Here is a 17189-nt window from a genome sequence, read left to right as displayed (position 1 = left end):
CGTCATGTTGGTAAAGGGCGCACGTCATGTTGGTAAAGGGCGCACGTCATGTTGGTAAAGGGCGCACGTCATGTTGGTAAAGGGCGCACGTCATGTTGGTAAAGGGCGCACGTCATGTTGGTAAAGGGCGCACGTCGGTGCGCCCCTACGATTCCCCCAAATACGCCATATCGGTTGGTAAATACACGCGGGTGGGTTCCTGACTGAATTCGGCTTGGATTAATGCACAGGCTGGGGTAAAATACGCCGATTCTATCAGTCGTGTGGGTAACGCGGAGGCGATTAAATCAAAGCGTTGGGGTTTGTTGGCTAAATCCGCCCAGTTCAACAGTCCAGTGAGCGATCGCGTTTGCTGTACGATGGTTACGGATTGGGCTAGGGTGAGACTCATTTTGACTTTGGCGGTGAATTTCCCGAGTCGCAAATACTGGGTGGGGAACAGATTCAGTTGCTCATTTTTATAGGTATCCCGCAAATCGTTTACCCCCTGGCTTAAACTATCCCGACAAATTAAATACCCTGTCGCATTATCCGGGGAAATTGCCTTCCCCTGATTCTCGATAACCCTTCCCTGACGCCGGGGGCGAAAGAGTTTGGCATATCCCCAAGTCGGATAACCTGATGATTTTTCTCGCCCTAAACCAAAGGTTTCCCCCATCGTATTGAATTGGGTAATCCGATATCGGGTAACGGGTAAAACTGTGGCGGGTGTGAAATACAGTCCCGCTTGATTCACGGGGGATAATTGTTCCCGATACCGGGGTTTTTGCGACGAGTGGCGATACTCACAAACCGCTAATCCTAAGGCATACGTTAGGGCATAATTATGGATAAACCAGCCCGTCTCAAAGACTTTACCCCGTTCCGTTGTTGCGTAGAACAGATAATCCTCAAATTGGAGGCGATAACGATAAACTTCCATTTAACCCCGCCCTCCTGAGTAGGTTCTCGCCGCTGCATCTAAACGGGTGAAGAAGTCTTGACACTCACCGAGTTGATTGTAAATTGAATAGACTTGATTCAGTAACTCCTTAAGTTCCGCCCCGGACATGGCGACACTATGTCCCGGAATGTCTGCCAAAACCTCAGCAAAGACATCCAGAATCGCCCCTTCTGTTCCCTGGGACTTGATAAAATCAGACAGATTCAAGGAATCGGCAATCTGTCCTTGAGGCGCTAACTTATCATAGAGTCGCTGGGTTAAATCTAAATTCGATAACTTTTCCACCGTCCCGAAACTGATACCCAGAATATGATTGCGAATATACCCCTCCCGATTGGCTTCTGCACCATAGCGGGTTGTCTGGAGAATATTGCCTAAAACATAGACGAATTCATCCATTGTTACATCAACTAAGGTTTCCACACAAGGAAGAAATACCTGGGGAATTAACGTATCCCGTTCCGCAAACGCTGAACCCGCGACACCGCCTTGGGTTTTATCTTGAATCGCATTCAGTTTAATCTGTTTCTGGAGTTGAGGATACCCTCTTAAGGTAAAAGCAGAATCGGTGAGGAGGCGTGATTTTTGGGAACCTTCGCCTTGAACGGCGGCGAATCCATAGAGGACACAATCGGGACATTCGCCACACATTCCTTCCATTAAATAACAGGGTTTGGGTTGTTGAGAGTCTTCGCTATCCCCGACTAAGCCAAATTGCCGTAATAGGGCTTTGCCAGTACGTCGTTCGGGGGCGATTTGTTTGCGCTTAAACATAACTACGCGGTCAACGGTGGTTTTGGCATTTTCATCCCGATAACCAGCTTGTAATTGTTCGGTATCTAGGGCGTCACCTTCGGTGGTAAAGATGGCGTAGGATTTGGTTTCTCTGAGAACTAATATCTGGATGTATTTGTTTTGGCGGAAGTTGGGGATGGATGGATGAAAGTAGCGGGAATAGTTGTCTAAGTTGGTTATGGTCATGGGTAATTGTCCTCACGAATGAATAATTTTATGTTATGTCCGAGTGGTAGGGGCGCAAGGCTTGCGCCCTTGATTTTCATGGCTTGCGCCCTTGATTTCCATGGGTTGCGTCTTTTTATTTTGTTCAGTCGAAACCTGATTAAGGATTACCCCATTTTCCGGGCGACCCGGGTTGATTGAATGGTTTCTATTGTTCATTGAATTCAGCGGGTCGCCCCTACATCTGATTTAACATTCCGTTTTTGTTTCTGTTGATTCCATTGCGCCCACTTTGCCGAGATTTGCTCACTCACATAGAAAAAGACGCCATTCGCCAAATCATTTTCATAGCGACTCAAGCGGGAAAAACTGCGGTGACACCGTTGTTCAAATAAGTCCACGACAATGGTTTGGGCAAATTGACGCGCCCGTTGATTTTTGTCCTCATCTTTAAATACAAAGGGGAACGAAATCCCAGTATCTAGTCGTTCTAATCGTTTAATCAAGGTTCCCGCAATATGTCCAATCAGTTCTTCCGTTTCTAATTCCGGCTGACGCGAGACTTTTTTGAGTTCAGCAATCGCGGTTCGATAAATTGTTTCATAACGATTTGCCTTACCTTTGCCATCTTTTGGCGTTCGTGGTAAAAATAAGTCCAGGGATTGACTGGCAATGGTTTCAGCTAAGTTTTTTAGGCTCATTCTTTTTGGATTTCCCTCCACAGTTTCAAAGGACTCTAGTAAAAGATGACAGGCTTGTCGAAATACGTCAGGAACGGTGTGAGTTTCATGGCGATGATAATCAGCAAAAAATCGCGCCCCCGCCAGTTCATTTCGATTGACTTCGGTTAACCGTTGAGCAATGGTACTCTCCTCCTTACTTAGGCTTTCATTCACTACCCACAATGCACAAACTCGATGCCAAATTTCATCAATTGGAATCCCTCGTACTTTCAGTTGATTGGATAGGGTTGCAGGGATAGGTTGCTTACTTTTCAGGGAATCTGGAAAACCTCTCTCCAAACCTCTCTCCTGCAAAGAGAGAGGCTTTGAATTCTCTCCCTTATCGGTTAAAATTGACCGCAAGGCGGGGTGTTCACTCTCTAAGGCTAAGGCTTCGGTTACTTGATCTAAATAGGCGACGGGTAAGTAGGGTTTATCGGTTAAATACACCCGCATTCCTAATAAATCTTGTAACACTAAGGCGGTCAAAAGTCCCCGCATCCAAAGTTCGGTGGCTTTAATCGATTCTCCACTATACGCCGAGGCTTCTAGGGTAACTAGGAGAAAGTTGCTGGGGAGTTTGGCTGAATTATCGGTGTCATCCTCGGTATCCAAATCCAGATCATCGCTATCCTCATCATCAAAGATACCAAAACTAATAATCCGATCGCCTGCATTCCGTTTCCCTTTTTCTTCTATCCGTTGTGTCTGGCGAGTCGCTTCTTCTGTTAACACCTCTACTGTCGTGTCTAACCAGTCTTTCCCTTGTCCTGAATCGGTTAAATTGTGTTCAGTTAACCAGACTTTGGGAATACTTGGTGTTCCTTTACCATACTGCCGAATTTTAACTGTAGTTCCCCTCTGGAGAAGTTGCAGTCTATCTCGCAGTACGTCTAACAATTCTGGCGTTAATAAGGGATTGGGGAGAATGAAAAAATACAGTCGTTCTGACTTATTAGCATCCGCCCCTGGCGCATACCCTAATCCCGCTAATTTCCTAACTGTCCATTCTAAATAACACTGGGGACACCAGAGTCGAGAGGTGACATTCCGTTTGGGCGTTAAGCGATTGGAAAATTCTTTCAGAGAATCCTCTAAAATATCTTTTTTAATCGTCGCGGCTTTCATTCCTTTGGGAATCACTCGATTACACAGGCTACAAATCCCTTTCGGTGAACCTGTCTTTTTCTTGGCGGTGACGATGGGTAAGGGATCATCAATTAACTTGTCTGAGTCTATAGACCATGATAGAATTAAGGATTGGTGAATAAACTTAAATGTATCCTCCTGTAATGCCAATTCATCTTCGACATAATTTAACCGCTTGGTGGGACTATCCAAGGCAATAATCGGAGGGGATAATTGTTGGTGCAATGTATCCAGAATTGTCTCCACGGGTGTAACCCAGGCTGAATCCCCATTTAGGTTAAACTGTTCCAAGTAATGATATGCCATAATCTGGCTAAATTCCGGTGTTCCCGCCCGATTGAAACAGGAGGCATTTTCGGTTAAACTCTTTTGTAAACAGGGAGAAAGGTGTAACGGCTGACCCAGCCAGGGAATCACCTTTGCCCAACTCTCATCCGGGGATAAATAAACATCCCGCAATAGGTTCAAAACACCGCCCAAATAACGGTTCACCGCCGCCCATTTCTCCGCAAAATTCGGGTCGCGATCGCGCGTTGGTTCTATTTGAAAGAGTTGCTGAAAGTTCTCCTGATCCCCAAAGGCGTCTTTAAAGTAGGAATTAAACCGTTTTTGCAGGAGTTCTTGAAACCAACCGGGTTTATCTTTCCTCTGAGAATTGGCTTTCAGAAACTCTAGGAGCTGGGCGGCTGTCCAAAAGGTAAAGACATAGTTCTCAAATCGCTGGGTTTTGCGATTATACTCCGGTTGATTTCCCGGTTTTTCGCCTAACTGTTGCAAGGAATTATTAAAGGATTGAACAACAGACTGAATCAACTCATCTCGATTAAAGTCCTGAAGTTCACCTTCACTCAAATACAGGGTGCCATTGGCAAAAAATAAGAGTGGATAGAGATTATACTGAGTTTGTAAGGTTTGGGCGATCGCCTGATGGTAAAGATTTGTTGTCAAGCCGCGATAATCAGTGATTTTGTGGTAATAAAACTGGAGATGGTTTAACCGCCGCGCCAACTCCTTCAAGCGATTCTTTAAACTCCTCGTCCCTTCCTCCAAACTCTGAACTGATGCCATGGTATCCGCCAACCGGACTAATTCATAGAGTCGCTCATAATCAATTTCTCCCCGACAATGTTTCCTATCGCCATGAGTCGCATCACTCAAATGCACCATAGCTTCGCGATATTCATAGCCATTCAAATCATCGGCACCCAACCAATCGGTTAACCCCACCCGATTGGCAATTTCCAGCATTTGTGCGGGTTGAATCGAGGTATCAGCACGACTCACTTCCCGCGCTATCTGCTCATCTTTATGTAAGTCATGTAAACTAAATAACGCACAAACCCGGCGAAACTGGGAGGCGGTGACGGGTGATGAGAGGAGATGGCGCTGGTGTAGATAGGTGAGGAGTCTGGATAACGCACTCAACCCGACTAAGACATGGGTTAGCTGCGTGGTAATCAGATAAGGTTCCCCGGTGCGCTGATTGATGAATGGCGTACCATCGGGTTTAGTTCCCCCTTTGGCGAGGGTGCGATGGAATTGCAACCCGGTTCGCAGCTTCGGCACAATGGCGGGAACGAAGTCTTGGAGAATTGATGAGAAGTCTGTCATCGGTCAGAATTCGGCAGTAACAGTCTACTCCTTGATTAAATCAATGCGGCTGTAGTGTATTTGACAACAGGTATAGCGCTACGCGCCAGGGAATAGGCAATAGGCTTTCTTTGAAGACAAAAGCTTACCTGACAAGGGATTGACCTTCAGAAGAACTTTTAGCTTGTCGGGGCGGGTTTTACTGTTACCTGTGGCGACAAAACCCTTAATTTAATAAACCCGCCCGGCTCCCAACCATTAATGTTTATAATCCAGTTGGTGTAGGCTCTAGGTGAGTGGGTCGAGTTACGTGAATTCTCTTCGCCTAGGCTTGTTGAGGGCTAAAGCCCTTACTACGAACTACGAATTTTCACCAAAGAGAGCGTAAATCCAAGGTAAATCCTGGTAACACCTCTTCTCCAGAAAGAGTATCTGGAGCCTCTAAAATCTCAACATTTTGCTGGGGACGATAAATTTCTACTCGCCTTTGTTCCGGCGCAATTAACCAGCCCAAACGGACGCCATTTTCCCTATATTCCTTCATTTTATCCTGCGTCGATTTTAACGTATCGGAAGGAGACATTAATTCCACCACAAAATCCGGACAAATTGGCGGAAATTTGGTGCGTTCTTCTGGAGATAAAGCATCCCAGCGTTCCTGTATTACCCAAGCTAAATCCGGAGAACGATTAGCGCCATTGGCAAGTTTAAAGCAGGTAGAGGAGTCAAAGCCAACTCCTAATCGAGTTTGGCGATTCCATATCGCTAAATCAGCACCAAACTCAAAGTTTTTATTTCCGGTTTCTCCGCCAGTGGGGGGCATAATAATCAATTCTCCTTGAGCATTGCGTTCAAATTTCAGATCAGGATTAGCCCGACACAACTGATAAAATTGGTCATCGGTAAGCTGAATAATCGGGTTAAAATCTATAGTATAAGCCGTCATTTTAGTGTTACCTGTTAACTCAAATTAATTGGATTCCTCACCTGTCAGTAGGGGCACCATCCTTGCGCCCTCAGATAGTTAGTGTGCGCCCATGATGTCGGCGTGGCATTTTCCGGGTGTATCTTGGTGTTTGCGATCGCACATCAGTAATTCGGGTTCTAATGTCACCAAAGAGAACGTAAATCCAAGGTAAATCCTGGTAAAACCTCTTCTCCAGAAAGAGTATCTGGAGCCTCTAAAATTTCAACATCGTGCTGGGGACGATAAATTTCTACTCGCCTCTGTTCCGGCGCAATTAACCACCCCAAACGGGCGCCATTTTCCCTATATTCCTGCATTTTATCCTGCGTCGATTTTAACGTATCGGAAGGAGACATTAATTCCACCACAAAATCCGGACAAATTGGCGGAAATTTGGTGCGTTGTTCTGGAGACAAAGCATCCCAGCGTTCCTGTATCACCCAAGCTAAATCCGGAGAACGATTAGCGCCATTGGCAAGTTTAAAACAGGTTGAGGAGTCAAAGCCAACCCCTAATCGAGTTTGGCGATTCCATATCCCGAAATCAATGACAAGTTCAAAGTTTTTATTTCCGGTTTCTCCGCCAGTGGGGGGCATAATAATTAATTCTCCTTGGGCATTGCGTTCAAATTTCAGATCAGGATTAGCCCGACACAACTGATAAAATTGGTCGTCGGTAAGCTGAATAATCGGGTTAAAATCTATAGTATAAGCCGTCATTTTCGTTTTACCTGTTAACTCTACTTAATTGGATTCATCCCCTATTCTCGGTCATTCTCTGACACCGCCTACATTTAGACTGGGGCGAGTCGAGTTAGGTTAATTCTCATACCTCCACATTTAAGCAGCGACTCGCCCCTACAATTCTGATCATGCCAATTTCTCTGAATCATCGGTTTGGTCAAATTAATAATCGGTAGGGGCGACCCGCTTGCATTACTTAATAATACCCGTCTATTCAATTTACTCGGGTCGCCCTTACTCAGGTCGCCCATCCCACATTTGCCTATATTTTAAATGGGTTGGGTTGTAGCCGCCCAAGGAACCTCGATCGCACCTTAACCCTCAATACATCTAACGCCAAGATATCCCCTATTCGGATAACCCACCGAAGCGGACGTTGTTGTTTTCGGTCGTGATGTATCACACTAAAAGAAGAAAGTCAAGTTCACTGCTGTTTTACCCTGTCGTCCAGTTGCCACCAATCCCACGCGGGAGGAACCAGGAACAATGTTTCCCCATGATTGAAACCAAACAACCCGAAGACGTTGCCGACTATAACCAGAGTTCATTGAACGCCCTCGATCGCGCGATCGCCTTTTCTCAGGGTGAGTTCTCCCTTGTCCTAGTGCGCTGTAACTACAAGCGGTTGCAAAAGCGTATTTTACACCAACTGCACGAACGCGCTCAAGGTCGATATCAAATTCAGGAATTAGGTCTCCCCGAATCCGTCACCACCCTATATACCACGATTCAAAATTATGTGGACAGGAATCAGCAAGGCATCTCTGGAAATCAGGCGGTAGGAACTAGCTTTACCGATAACGTCACTAAACCCACTCTACTGGGTGAGGCGAAAACCCAAAAAGATAGAGAAGATTGTAGGGAGGTTTCACCGGAACGTCTCCCAGTGGAACCTCCCCAAGATGGGGGTGGGTTTAGTCACATCGGGGTAACAACTAACACTAATCGTGAACCCCGCCCCTACCTTTCTCAAATTAATTCTCCTCCCGCCTTAATTATCCTGGGACTCGAATCCGTGGAAGCCTTGGATGACTTGCTCTCCTCCACCAACCAAGTACGGGATGAATTTCGCAAACGCTTACCCTTCCCCCTCGTCTTATGGGTGAATGACGAAGTATTGCATAAACTCGTCCGTTCTGCCCCTGATTTTAGCAGTTGGGCGGCGACTCCAATTAAATTTGAAATTGCCACCGATGAACTCCTCAACTTACTGCAACACAAAGCCGACTCCCTATTCAAAACCGTACTAACCGGAACACCAGGACGATATGCACCATGGCGTATCTGTACCCACCATGCCAATCTCAATCTAGCCACAGGTTGCCGTTCTCGCGCCGAACTTGACTGCGCCCTCCATGACTTACAACAGCGTCAAGAAACGATTACTCCGGAACTAGAAGCCAGTCTGCAATTTGTTTTAGGTCAATATGATTATGCCAATGATCATATTGATGCAGCGGTTATCCGTTATCAAAAAAGCCTCTGGTATTGGCGCGTCACCAATAACTTAGAACGTCAAGGCGTTCTCCTATTTCATTTAGGCTTATGTTATTGCCGGAATGCTGACTTGCATCGGGCGCAACGACACCGCAACTGGGAAGAAGGGTGGCCCTATCTCCAGCAAGCGGTTGAGGCGTTTGAACGGGCGGAACGTCCAGATTTGGTGGCGCAGTTTATTACCCAACAGGCGGAAGTGTTGCAACATTTAGAAGGCTGGGACTCCCTGCAACACGTCGCCCAACAGTGCCTACACGTTCATCAACAGTACGGTTCCCCCGTGCAATTGGCGCAAGATTACGGCTTTTTAGCCGAAGTCGCCCTAGTTAAACAACGGTGGAATGATGCCAATCACTGGGCGCGGCAAGCCCTCTCGCTGTTAGAATCGGTCTCGGATCAACTCCCAGACTACCCAGGCTTACATCCCTATTTATTGACTCAACTCTATCAACTCATCGTTGTCAAATCCTATCATCAGTTGCGGCAATCGGCGGCAGCCACCCAGCATCTGAATCGGGCGAGTCAAGAGTTACCTGATGCCATTGCCAAAAGCGATTATCGTTATGAACCCCAGCGTTACTTATATCTGCTGGAAAGCTTACGGCGGCTTTACTTCGAGCAACACCGTTACTTAGAAGCCTTTCAAATCAAGCAGGAACAAGGGGCAGTTGAACAACTCTATGGATTTCGTGCCTTCATTGGTGCGGCTCGTCTCCAGCCTCGACGAGCCGTATCTAATCCTACCTTAACCCCGGTTGAACAGCAAGAAATTGTGGCACAAGAAATCGCTGCATCCGGGCGTCAACAGGATGTGCAGCGTTTAATTGAACGGTTAAGTCGGGCGGATTGCCAATTGACGGTGATTCATGGTCCCTCTGGCGTCGGCAAGAGTTCCATCGTTTCCGCTGGCTTAGTCCCTGCCCTCAAGCATAGAGCATTAGGCGATCGCTTAGTGTTACCTGTGGTACTGCAAGTGTACACCGATTGGATTAAGGAACTGAATAAAGGCGTCAGAACCGCCCTATCTGGGTTAACCCCGCCTAAATCTGAGGCTTATACCCCCTCAGAATCCCTAGGTGACGAGAGTTCCGATGCAGCCATTCTCAACCAACTGCTGGCACTGTTACGCGATAACGCCGATCGCAATATCTTAACCGTGTTAATCTTTGACCAGTTTGAGGAATTTTTCCTGGGACATGCTTCTGCCCAGCAAACGCGCTTATTTCATCAGTTTTTCCAGACTTGTTTAGATCTCTCCTTTGTCAAAGTTATTATTTCCATTCGCGAAGACTTTCTACACTACTTATTAGACTTCGAGAAACTGAATCTAGAGGCAATTGACAATAACATCTTAGATCGCAAACATCGCTACCCGTTAGGCAACTTTTCCCGTCCCGATGCCCGGGCGGTAATCCAAAGCCTCACCGAACGCGCCCATTTTTACCTAGAACCCGCCTTAATTGATGCCTTAGTTCAAGATTTAGGTCGAGAACTGGGAGAAGTGCGTCCGATTGAATTGCAAGTGGTGGGGGCGCAGTTACAAGCAGAAAATATCACCACCCTGGCGCAATATCGACAACGGGGTCCCGTGGAAAAGCTGGCGGAACGTTTCCTGGAAAAAGCCCTAAAAGACTGTGGCGCAGAAAACGAACAGGCGGCTTGGCTGGTGTTGCAACTTCTCACCGATGAAAATAATAATCGCCCCTTAAAAACCCGTGCCGAATTAGTCATTGAATCGGATATTGACGCCCAGCCTCTGGATTTAATCTTAGAAATATTAGAGAAATCCGGCTTAGTCTTCCTATTACCCGAAATTCCCACCCATCGCTATCAACTGGTTCACGATTACCTGGTAGAATTTATCCGCCAGAATGAACAAAATAGTTTGCGAAAAGAACTCGAAGCACTGCGGCAAAAAGATAAAGAAAGTCAAACTAAAATCCAACAACTAATTCGGGAAAAAAGCCTGCGGTCTAAATTATCAGCGGCGACCAAAAAACATGCCGCTGCGGTGGAAAAACAACACCAGGCTGAGGGGAAATTGAATCAAATCCTACGACGCCGTTTGCAAGAAGCCCGGATTGCGGGTGTGACGTTAGCTACCCTGGCGGTGATTGCCGTAGGACTGGTATTTCGGGCAGTATTTAGTGAAACCAACGCCCGATTAATTGCCCTGAATGCTTCAGCTGAAGCCTTGGTTGCGTCCAACCGTAAATTTGACGCTTTACTGAAAAGTTTATCCGCTGCCAAAGAATTAAAACAAGCCCTAGGCGTGACCCAAGAAACCCGGATGCGGGTGATTTCTACATTGCAACAGGTGGTGTATGGCGTGAAAGAACGCAACCGTTTAACCAGACATAATGATTGGGTGAGTAGCGTTAGCTTTAGTCCCGATGGGAAATTAATTGCATCGGCGTCTAGGGATAAAACGATTCAACTGTGGAGTCAGCAGGGGGAATGGTTGAATGAAGTAGGGAGACATAATCAGGGGGTGTATGCGGTTCGCTTCAGTCCCCAGGGTGAGATATTAGCTTCTGCGAGTGAGGATAATACGATTAAACTTTGGAGTCGAGAGGGTCGATTATTAAGAACCTTAATTGGACATCGCGATCGCGTCCATAGTATTAGCTTTAGTCCCGATGGTCAACGGCTGGTCTCGGCGAGTGAGGATAATACGGTTAAACTCTGGCGTATTGACGACGGGACACTGTTGAAAACCCTATCAGGTCATAATCATTGGGTGTTAGATGTGAGTTTCTCTACCAATGGTCAGTTGATTGCTTCCGCTAGTCGTGATCAAACGATTAAACTGTGGCAATCGGATGGTACATTACTCAAAACCTTAACCGCCCATAATCAACCTGTACTCGACATCAGTTTTAGTCCCGATGGGCAATATCTCGTCTCTGCTAGTGCAGATAAAACCGTCAAACTGTGGCGAACTGATGGCAGATTACTCAACACCCTATCCGGACATCAAGATGCTGTAATTGCCGTTACTTATAGTCCAGATGGTCAGATGATTGCCTCTGGAAGTGACGACAACACAATTAAACTCTGGCGTCCCGATGGTACATTAATTGACACATTACAGGGACATGGTAAGGCAATTCTGGGATTAGGATTTAGTCCCAATGGCAAAATCTTAGCCTCTGCTAGTGCCGATAATACCATCAAACTCTGGCAAGTTGAGGGGGGAATGTTGCAACCGATTCCTGGACATAGCCAACCCATCAGCAGTGTCAGTTTTTCCGCCAATGGTCAGAGAATTGCTACCGCTGGCTGGGATAATACGGTGAAACTGTGGACTCGTCAGGGTAAATTACTGAAAACCATTGCCGCACATCAAAAGTCCGTCAATAGTGTTAGTTTTTCCGACAACGGTGAGACCCTAGCCACAGGGAGTGACGATAAGACAATTAAACTCTGGAGTCAAGATGGAATCTGGCAGAAAACCCTGTCCGGACATCAGGATGGCGTCACCAGTGTTAATTTTAGTCCCGATGGTCAGCGACTCGTATCTAGTAGCGCGGATCAAACAGTCAAACTCTGGCAAATTGATGGCAAATTGGAGAAAACCTTAAGCGGTCATCAGGGAACGGTTTGGGGCGTAAGTTTTAGTCCCGATGGGTCTTTAATGGCTTCAGCGTCTGACGATAAAACGGTGAAACTTTGGAGTCGTAACGGCAGGTTTATCAAAACATTGAGGGGGCATACAGATTCCGTGAATTGGGTAACCTTTAGTCCCGATGGCGAGTTTATTGCCTCAGCCAGCAATGATGGAACGGTGAATCTCTGGAGTCGAGAGGGAAAATTAGTGCGTCCCTTGAAGGGACATAATGGTTCAGTTAATTGGGTAAGCTTTAGTCCCGATGGCAACTTCATTGCTTCAGGAAGTGATGACAAAACCGTTAATCTTTGGAGTCGGCAAACCGGTCATTTAATTAATTCCTTTGTCGGTCATCAGGATGCTGTGTTTGGCGTGAGTTTCAGTCCTGATGGTGAACTTTTGGCATCAGCCTCTCAAGACACGACAGTGATTCTGTGGAATTTGGATTTAGGAGATTTAGTCGAACGTAGTTGTTATTGGTTAGAGGATTATTTACACCATAATCTCGAATCCCCAACGATTAATGATGCCAATCCCCAGGATTTTCGGGCATTATGTGAGGGGAGATAGGGAATTTCATTTTCGATGATAGCTATCTAGGGAACAATTAAAATCCATGTTTAGTTGGATAATATTATAGGTTGTTTTCAAAAATGAGGGCATTTTTACTCCCATTAGTGGCGTGGCACACCTTATTTGGTGGATTAGAATTGTAGGGGCGCACCGACGTGCGCCCATTTTAACGGTAAAATCTATTCCACAATTTTAGCTGTGTCAGTCCATTAGTTCCTTTTTAACTTACCTCTTACACCAGATCAATGGTGCGTTACGCTTCGCTAACGCACCCTACGATTTTGCTAGCCGATTCCCGAACTATTCAAGATGTCGGGGAACTAATTCCTGATTATCCCCCGATTGGATGAGACAACTAGGTGAAGTCAATGCCCTAGAAATTGTCATACCTTAAAAATTGAGATGGATTGCTGTTGTCACAGATTTAGACTCAACTTGAGTACCTGTATGACTATTATCCCTTTTTATCCATATCAAAGCTTTTTTAGGGATTGCCATTTATGTCAAACAAGGACGTTAAATCATGATCTTAAATTCTACTAAACTCAAAACTCTAGAACAGCAAACAACCGATAGTCTTTGGCGTGCGCTCAAATTGTTCTGGATGTTTAGTTGCTTTTATGCTAAATACCAATCCCTTCACCCCTATAAGCGGTATGCGTTTATCACTCAAAAGAGAGGAATAGAATCATGATTATATTAGATGAAACTATCACGGTTCATGCCCAACCGGAAGACTTAATGGATTTTTTTGCCCATTTAGACAAAAATTATCCAGCCATGTCTAAGGATCACATTCAGGTAACGTGCCTACGGGGTCATCCGCTGCAAGAAGGATCGATTTTTAAGAATGAAGAATATTTTCAGGGAAAGCCTGTTCAAGCCAAGTATCTCGTCAACCAGGTCATTCCCAATAAACGGATTGAGTATAAAGCCCTATTTCCCCAGTCCCTGATTGGCGGTAGGTTAGTCAATGAAATCGAACCGACTAACGATGGCTTTGTCTGGACAGAAATTATCTATTTAGGGTTCAATACTCCACTTTTGGGTAAACTAATCGATGGGCTAATTCGGTTTTTATTCGTTTTACTTAATGGTAGTCTCTCTGACTTGAAAGCCCATCAAATTGAGGGGATGAAGACGGTTAAGCATATTTTAGAGGAAAAAGTGCAACGTCGAGAACAAAGCCCTGTAGCCGTCGATGCCCGATAAAAGTTTAGGATTGGATCTCTGATGTAGTAAAATGTAGCCTGTAGAGATGTTGCTGGCAATGTTTCTACCATCTTTAATTTCCCCAATCAGTTCCCAACTATGTCTAATCCCTTTTTACTCAGCCGCGTCCTTTTACAGTTTAATTCGTCAGATGAAGACCTGATTAACGAACTCTCAGCCGCCACATTCACACCGGATGGCAGTTTATGGCTGGGTGCTGATGAAGGGATCAATGTGGAACGCCTCTCGCTGATCGAACCTTGTGTTTTTGGCAATCACCAATCCTATTGTCTCGCCGATTTTATTGAATTGTTTAATCAAGAGGATGAAATCGATATTGAAGGAATTGATTATGCCGATAATTATCTTTGGATCACGGGTTCCCACAGCACGAAACGTGGCAAACCTAAGGGAAAAAACATAGAAAAAGACCTCCAACGCCTTGCTAAAATTAAAACCGATGAGAATCGATATTTACTCACTCGTATTCCCATCGTCAATGGCGAATTATTAAAGGTGTCTTCTCTCCCAGATAATCCGGAAGAAAAATTGACCGCCGCCTGCTTACAAAAGACAGACGCGAGTAATAGTCTCATCGATGCCTTAATCGAGGATATTCACTTAGGTCCCTTTGTCACCCATCCCTTACCCAGTAAGGATAATGGCTTAGATATCGAAGGATTAGCAGTGCGAGGCGATCGCGTGTTTTTGGGCTGTCGGGGTCCGGTTCTCCGGGGTTGGGCAGTTATCCTCGAAATTAAAGTGGCTGAATCTGCACCCGGTATCTTAACCCTACAGGACATTGGGGACAACGGGAAACGTTATCTCAAGCACTTCATCAATCTCAATGGGTTAGGAGTACGGGAACTCTGTTGGCGAGGAGAGGATTTGCTGATTCTGGCTGGACCAACAATGGACTTAGAAGGTGCGATCCGAGTATTCCGCCTCACGTCTATTTTAGACCGTTCCGCCGATAGTATCACCGCGCCAGCCTCCGGAGAATTAGAATGTCTATTTGACTTACCCTTTATTCCCGGATGCGATCGCGCCGAAGGTTTAGCCTTGTTTCCCTGCTTAGGAGAATCGGATGCGCTGTTAATGGTTTACGATTCCCCTAATCCCATTCGCCAAATTGAACCAAGTGCGATTTACGGAGACGTTTTTAGTGGAAAAATTTTCAGTTAATCGGGCTAAATACGTTAAGATACTCGCTAATTCAAGATAGTTTAGGTCAAGACTAGTTATAGAATTAGGAGCTTCTGGCAATCAAGCAATTTGATGCCATAGGGTTTCCTGAACTTGGCTCTTCTCTTCTCGGACTTTTAGATAACTACAGGGAATACTATCGATTAACGTCATTGCGGTTTTCCCATTGCGATGAAGTTCGAGTTGAGCTTGGGGAGGGGCTTCAAAGAATAAACGTTCCTGGGGAAATATAATTCGTTCAAATTTCCAATTTGGAATATTAGCAATCCGAGCCATTACGGTTTTCCCCGTTCCATTGATATAGTAACACAGCATGAGATTACTACTGTCATTGAACCGAGAGTAGAAGAGTTGAGTCATTATCAATAACCCCAGTAATGTTATTAGTTGTTAGTTGGTCGCAATTCTTATTCAGAAGTAGGATGCAGCTACATTATGTTCCTTATAGCCTTCTGCCATCTGCCTTCGGACTTCTGCCTTCTTGTACTAGGCGAAAAAGCAGATACCATAAACATTACAGTATTCTGCCTCCTGCCTTCTGCCTTCTTGCTTACCTTATGAAAAGGCTGGCGCAAAAAGATGGGTATAGTTCCAAGGCAAGGTATAGAATTGGGTGTTGGGCAGGGACGCGGGAGGATGCCAGTCCGATTGACTGTGTAGAATGTACTCTATTCCCCAATGAGCATAGGTTTCCACCCGCAAACGCAGTTCTAAAGAATGGTAAGGGATTTTTGTTGGTACAAAACCGTTTGCCGTTTCCTTGACCTGAGTATAAACTTCTGGAATTGCCGCCATCACATAGTCAACCAGTCGTTGACGTACATCAGGCTGGGCAAATAGTTCGTTGTAGGGTTCATCACCATAAACTGCCAACGCATTGTCAATTTCTTCATTCACCAATTGCAGTCCCAAGTCTACAACCGCTTTAGACAGTGATTTAGACATTGTTCATTTCCTCAACTTGATGGCTTACCTGCTGAGATCAGAATGGAGCTGTCGTCCACGGAAACACTGAAATTCAAGGACATCGAGTCAAAAAGGGAAATCTCCCTGTGGGTCATAGCTCAATGACCACTACTGACTCTACAGGTTAAACGTAAAAAATTTGGGGAATGACACTCAAGGTAACTTAGTGCTTTCTTAAAGAAAAGATTAAGAAAAGGGTTTCAACCGATAACCAACGCTATGAACCGTCTCAATCAAATCATCGGGCGCTCCCACCGCTTTGAGTTTGTGACGTAGGCTCTTAATGTGGGCTTTAACGGTATCTTCAAAAGGGGTAGCTTCGGCGGACCACAAATGTTCAATGATAAACTCACGGTTGATGATCCGCTGACTATTTCGCAAAAATAACTCTAGGCAGGAATACTCCTTCGGGGTTAAATGGACAGGCTGTTGATTATAGGTTACTTCGTGACGACTTGGATCAAGCTGTAATCGCTCCCACTCTAGCACTGGCGGTACTGAACAACCTCCCCGCCGCAACAGCGCTCGAATGCGAGCTAAGAGTTCTGGCAAATCAACGGGTTTGACTACGTAGTCATCAGCACCTGCATCTAAACTGTTCACCTTATCCGTGCTGGTGTCAAGGGCTGTGATCATTAGAATTGAGCCGTGATAGCCGTTAGAACGCAGACGCCGACACAAACTGACACCATCTAACTTAGGGAGCATGACATCTAGCAAAATTAAGTCATAATAGAGGCTTATAACTTTTCTCCAGCCTGCTTCCCCATCATTGACAACATCAACATCATAATTTTGATCGACAAGTGCCTCTGTGAGTGCTTCCGCGAGCGCAATATCGTCTTCTACCAGCAAAATTTTCATCGCCAATTGATTGAATAAATCGGTAAGCCAACTCAAGTAGATATAGCAGATGCGCTATAGCTTAATTCCCACTTTACCAGCCTTAACATTAGTTCTACTCATCCTTTAGAGCATCGAGCCAGTGATCATAAGTAGTCGGACAAAAGAAAACGGTACTGTATTAAGTTTTGTACATCACCCTCAAATC

General features: G+C 45.5%; 11 protein-coding genes. 3 read left to right on the top strand and 8 right to left on the bottom strand.

Annotation, left to right across the window (positions count from 1 at the left end):
• Positions 1 to 145: 145 nt before the first annotated feature.
• From cas5d to RIE73_RS01930, 5 genes are all read right to left on the bottom strand, one after another.
• Positions 146 to 922, bottom strand: coding sequence for a type I-D CRISPR-associated protein Cas5/Csc1 (gene cas5d, locus RIE73_RS01950; protein ID WP_446399579.1), 777 nt, complete (start codon positions 920 to 922; stop codon positions 146 to 148).
• Positions 923 to 1924, bottom strand: a complete 1002-nt coding sequence (gene cas7d, locus RIE73_RS01945) for a type I-D CRISPR-associated protein Cas7/Csc2 (RefSeq protein ID WP_446399578.1) — start codon at positions 1922 to 1924, stop codon at positions 923 to 925.
• Between the two features lie 203 nt (positions 1925 to 2127).
• Positions 2128 to 5385 carry a type I-D CRISPR-associated protein Cas10d/Csc3 gene (gene cas10d / locus RIE73_RS01940; protein WP_446399577.1) on the bottom strand — a complete coding sequence of 1086 codons (3258 nt, stop codon included), beginning with the start codon at positions 5383 to 5385 and terminating at the stop codon, positions 2128 to 2130.
• Between the two features lie 349 nt (positions 5386 to 5734).
• Entirely contained in the window at positions 5735 to 6310 is a 576-nt protein-coding gene (locus tag RIE73_RS01935; protein ID WP_446399576.1) for a Uma2 family endonuclease, read from the bottom strand.
• Positions 6311 to 6474: 164 nt separating this feature from the next.
• Complete coding sequence (locus RIE73_RS01930) at positions 6475 to 7050, bottom strand: Uma2 family endonuclease (RefSeq protein ID WP_446399575.1); 576 nt, start codon at positions 7048 to 7050, stop codon at positions 6475 to 6477.
• Positions 7051 to 7570: 520 nt separating this feature from the next.
• Here RIE73_RS01930 and RIE73_RS01925 point away from each other — a divergent pair.
• From RIE73_RS01925 to RIE73_RS01915, 3 genes are all read left to right on the top strand, one after another.
• Positions 7571 to 12751 (top strand): WD40 domain-containing protein, encoded by a 5181-nt coding sequence (locus tag RIE73_RS01925; RefSeq protein ID WP_446399574.1) that lies wholly within the window; start codon positions 7571 to 7573, stop codon positions 12749 to 12751.
• A gap of 693 nt (positions 12752 to 13444) precedes the next feature.
• Entirely contained in the window at positions 13445 to 13966 is a 522-nt protein-coding gene (locus RIE73_RS01920) for a hypothetical protein (RefSeq protein ID WP_446399573.1), read from the top strand.
• A gap of 99 nt (positions 13967 to 14065) precedes the next feature.
• A complete protein-coding gene (locus RIE73_RS01915) occupies positions 14066 to 15151 on the top strand; it encodes a DUF3616 domain-containing protein (protein ID WP_446399572.1) in 1086 nt (361 codons plus the stop codon).
• Between the two features lie 81 nt (positions 15152 to 15232).
• On the opposite strand, the gene RIE73_RS01910 is transcribed toward RIE73_RS01915, so the two are convergent.
• The 3 genes from RIE73_RS01910 to RIE73_RS01900 form a co-directional block, all read right to left on the bottom strand.
• The gene (locus RIE73_RS01910; protein ID WP_446399571.1) at positions 15233 to 15532 is read right to left on the bottom strand and encodes a DUF1830 domain-containing protein; all 300 of its coding nucleotides are present in this window, start codon (positions 15530 to 15532) and stop codon (positions 15233 to 15235) included.
• Between the two features lie 195 nt (positions 15533 to 15727).
• Positions 15728 to 16117, bottom strand: a complete 390-nt coding sequence (locus RIE73_RS01905) for a hypothetical protein (RefSeq protein ID WP_446399570.1) — start codon at positions 16115 to 16117, stop codon at positions 15728 to 15730.
• Positions 16118 to 16324: 207 nt separating this feature from the next.
• Positions 16325 to 17002, bottom strand: a complete 678-nt coding sequence (locus RIE73_RS01900) for a response regulator transcription factor (protein ID WP_446399580.1) — start codon at positions 17000 to 17002, stop codon at positions 16325 to 16327.
• Between the last annotated feature and the right edge of the window lie 187 nt (positions 17003 to 17189).

This window comes from Coleofasciculus sp. C1-SOL-03, from assembly GCF_040220555.1.
In the GTDB taxonomy this organism is placed as follows: Bacteria; Cyanobacteriota; Cyanobacteriia; order Cyanobacteriales; family Coleofasciculaceae; genus Coleofasciculus.
This window is presented reverse-complemented; position numbering and strand designations above follow the sequence as displayed.

Bases quoted from the DNA above. Each gene is read 5' to 3' on its own strand.
- cas5d (WP_446399579.1), bottom strand. From the start codon at position 922: ATGGAAGTTTATCGTTATCGCCTCCAATTTGAGGATTATCTGTTCTAC.
- cas7d (WP_446399578.1), bottom strand. From the start codon at position 1,924: ATGACCATAACCAACTTAGACAACTATTCCCGCTACTTTCATCCATCC.
- cas10d (WP_446399577.1), bottom strand. From the start codon at position 5,385: ATGACAGACTTCTCATCAATTCTCCAAGACTTCGTTCCCGCCATTGTG.
- RIE73_RS01935 (WP_446399576.1), bottom strand. From the start codon at position 6,310: ATGACGGCTTATACTATAGATTTTAACCCGATTATTCAGCTTACCGAT.
- RIE73_RS01930 (WP_446399575.1), bottom strand. From the start codon at position 7,050: ATGACGGCTTATACTATAGATTTTAACCCGATTATTCAGCTTACCGAC.
- RIE73_RS01925 (WP_446399574.1), top strand. From the start codon at position 7,571: ATGATTGAAACCAAACAACCCGAAGACGTTGCCGACTATAACCAGAGT.
- RIE73_RS01920 (WP_446399573.1), top strand. From the start codon at position 13,445: ATGATTATATTAGATGAAACTATCACGGTTCATGCCCAACCGGAAGAC.
- RIE73_RS01915 (WP_446399572.1), top strand. From the start codon at position 14,066: ATGTCTAATCCCTTTTTACTCAGCCGCGTCCTTTTACAGTTTAATTCG.
- RIE73_RS01910 (WP_446399571.1), bottom strand. From the start codon at position 15,532: ATGACTCAACTCTTCTACTCTCGGTTCAATGACAGTAGTAATCTCATG.
- RIE73_RS01905 (WP_446399570.1), bottom strand. From the start codon at position 16,117: ATGTCTAAATCACTGTCTAAAGCGGTTGTAGACTTGGGACTGCAATTG.
- RIE73_RS01900 (WP_446399580.1), bottom strand. From the start codon at position 17,002: ATGAAAATTTTGCTGGTAGAAGACGATATTGCGCTCGCGGAAGCACTC.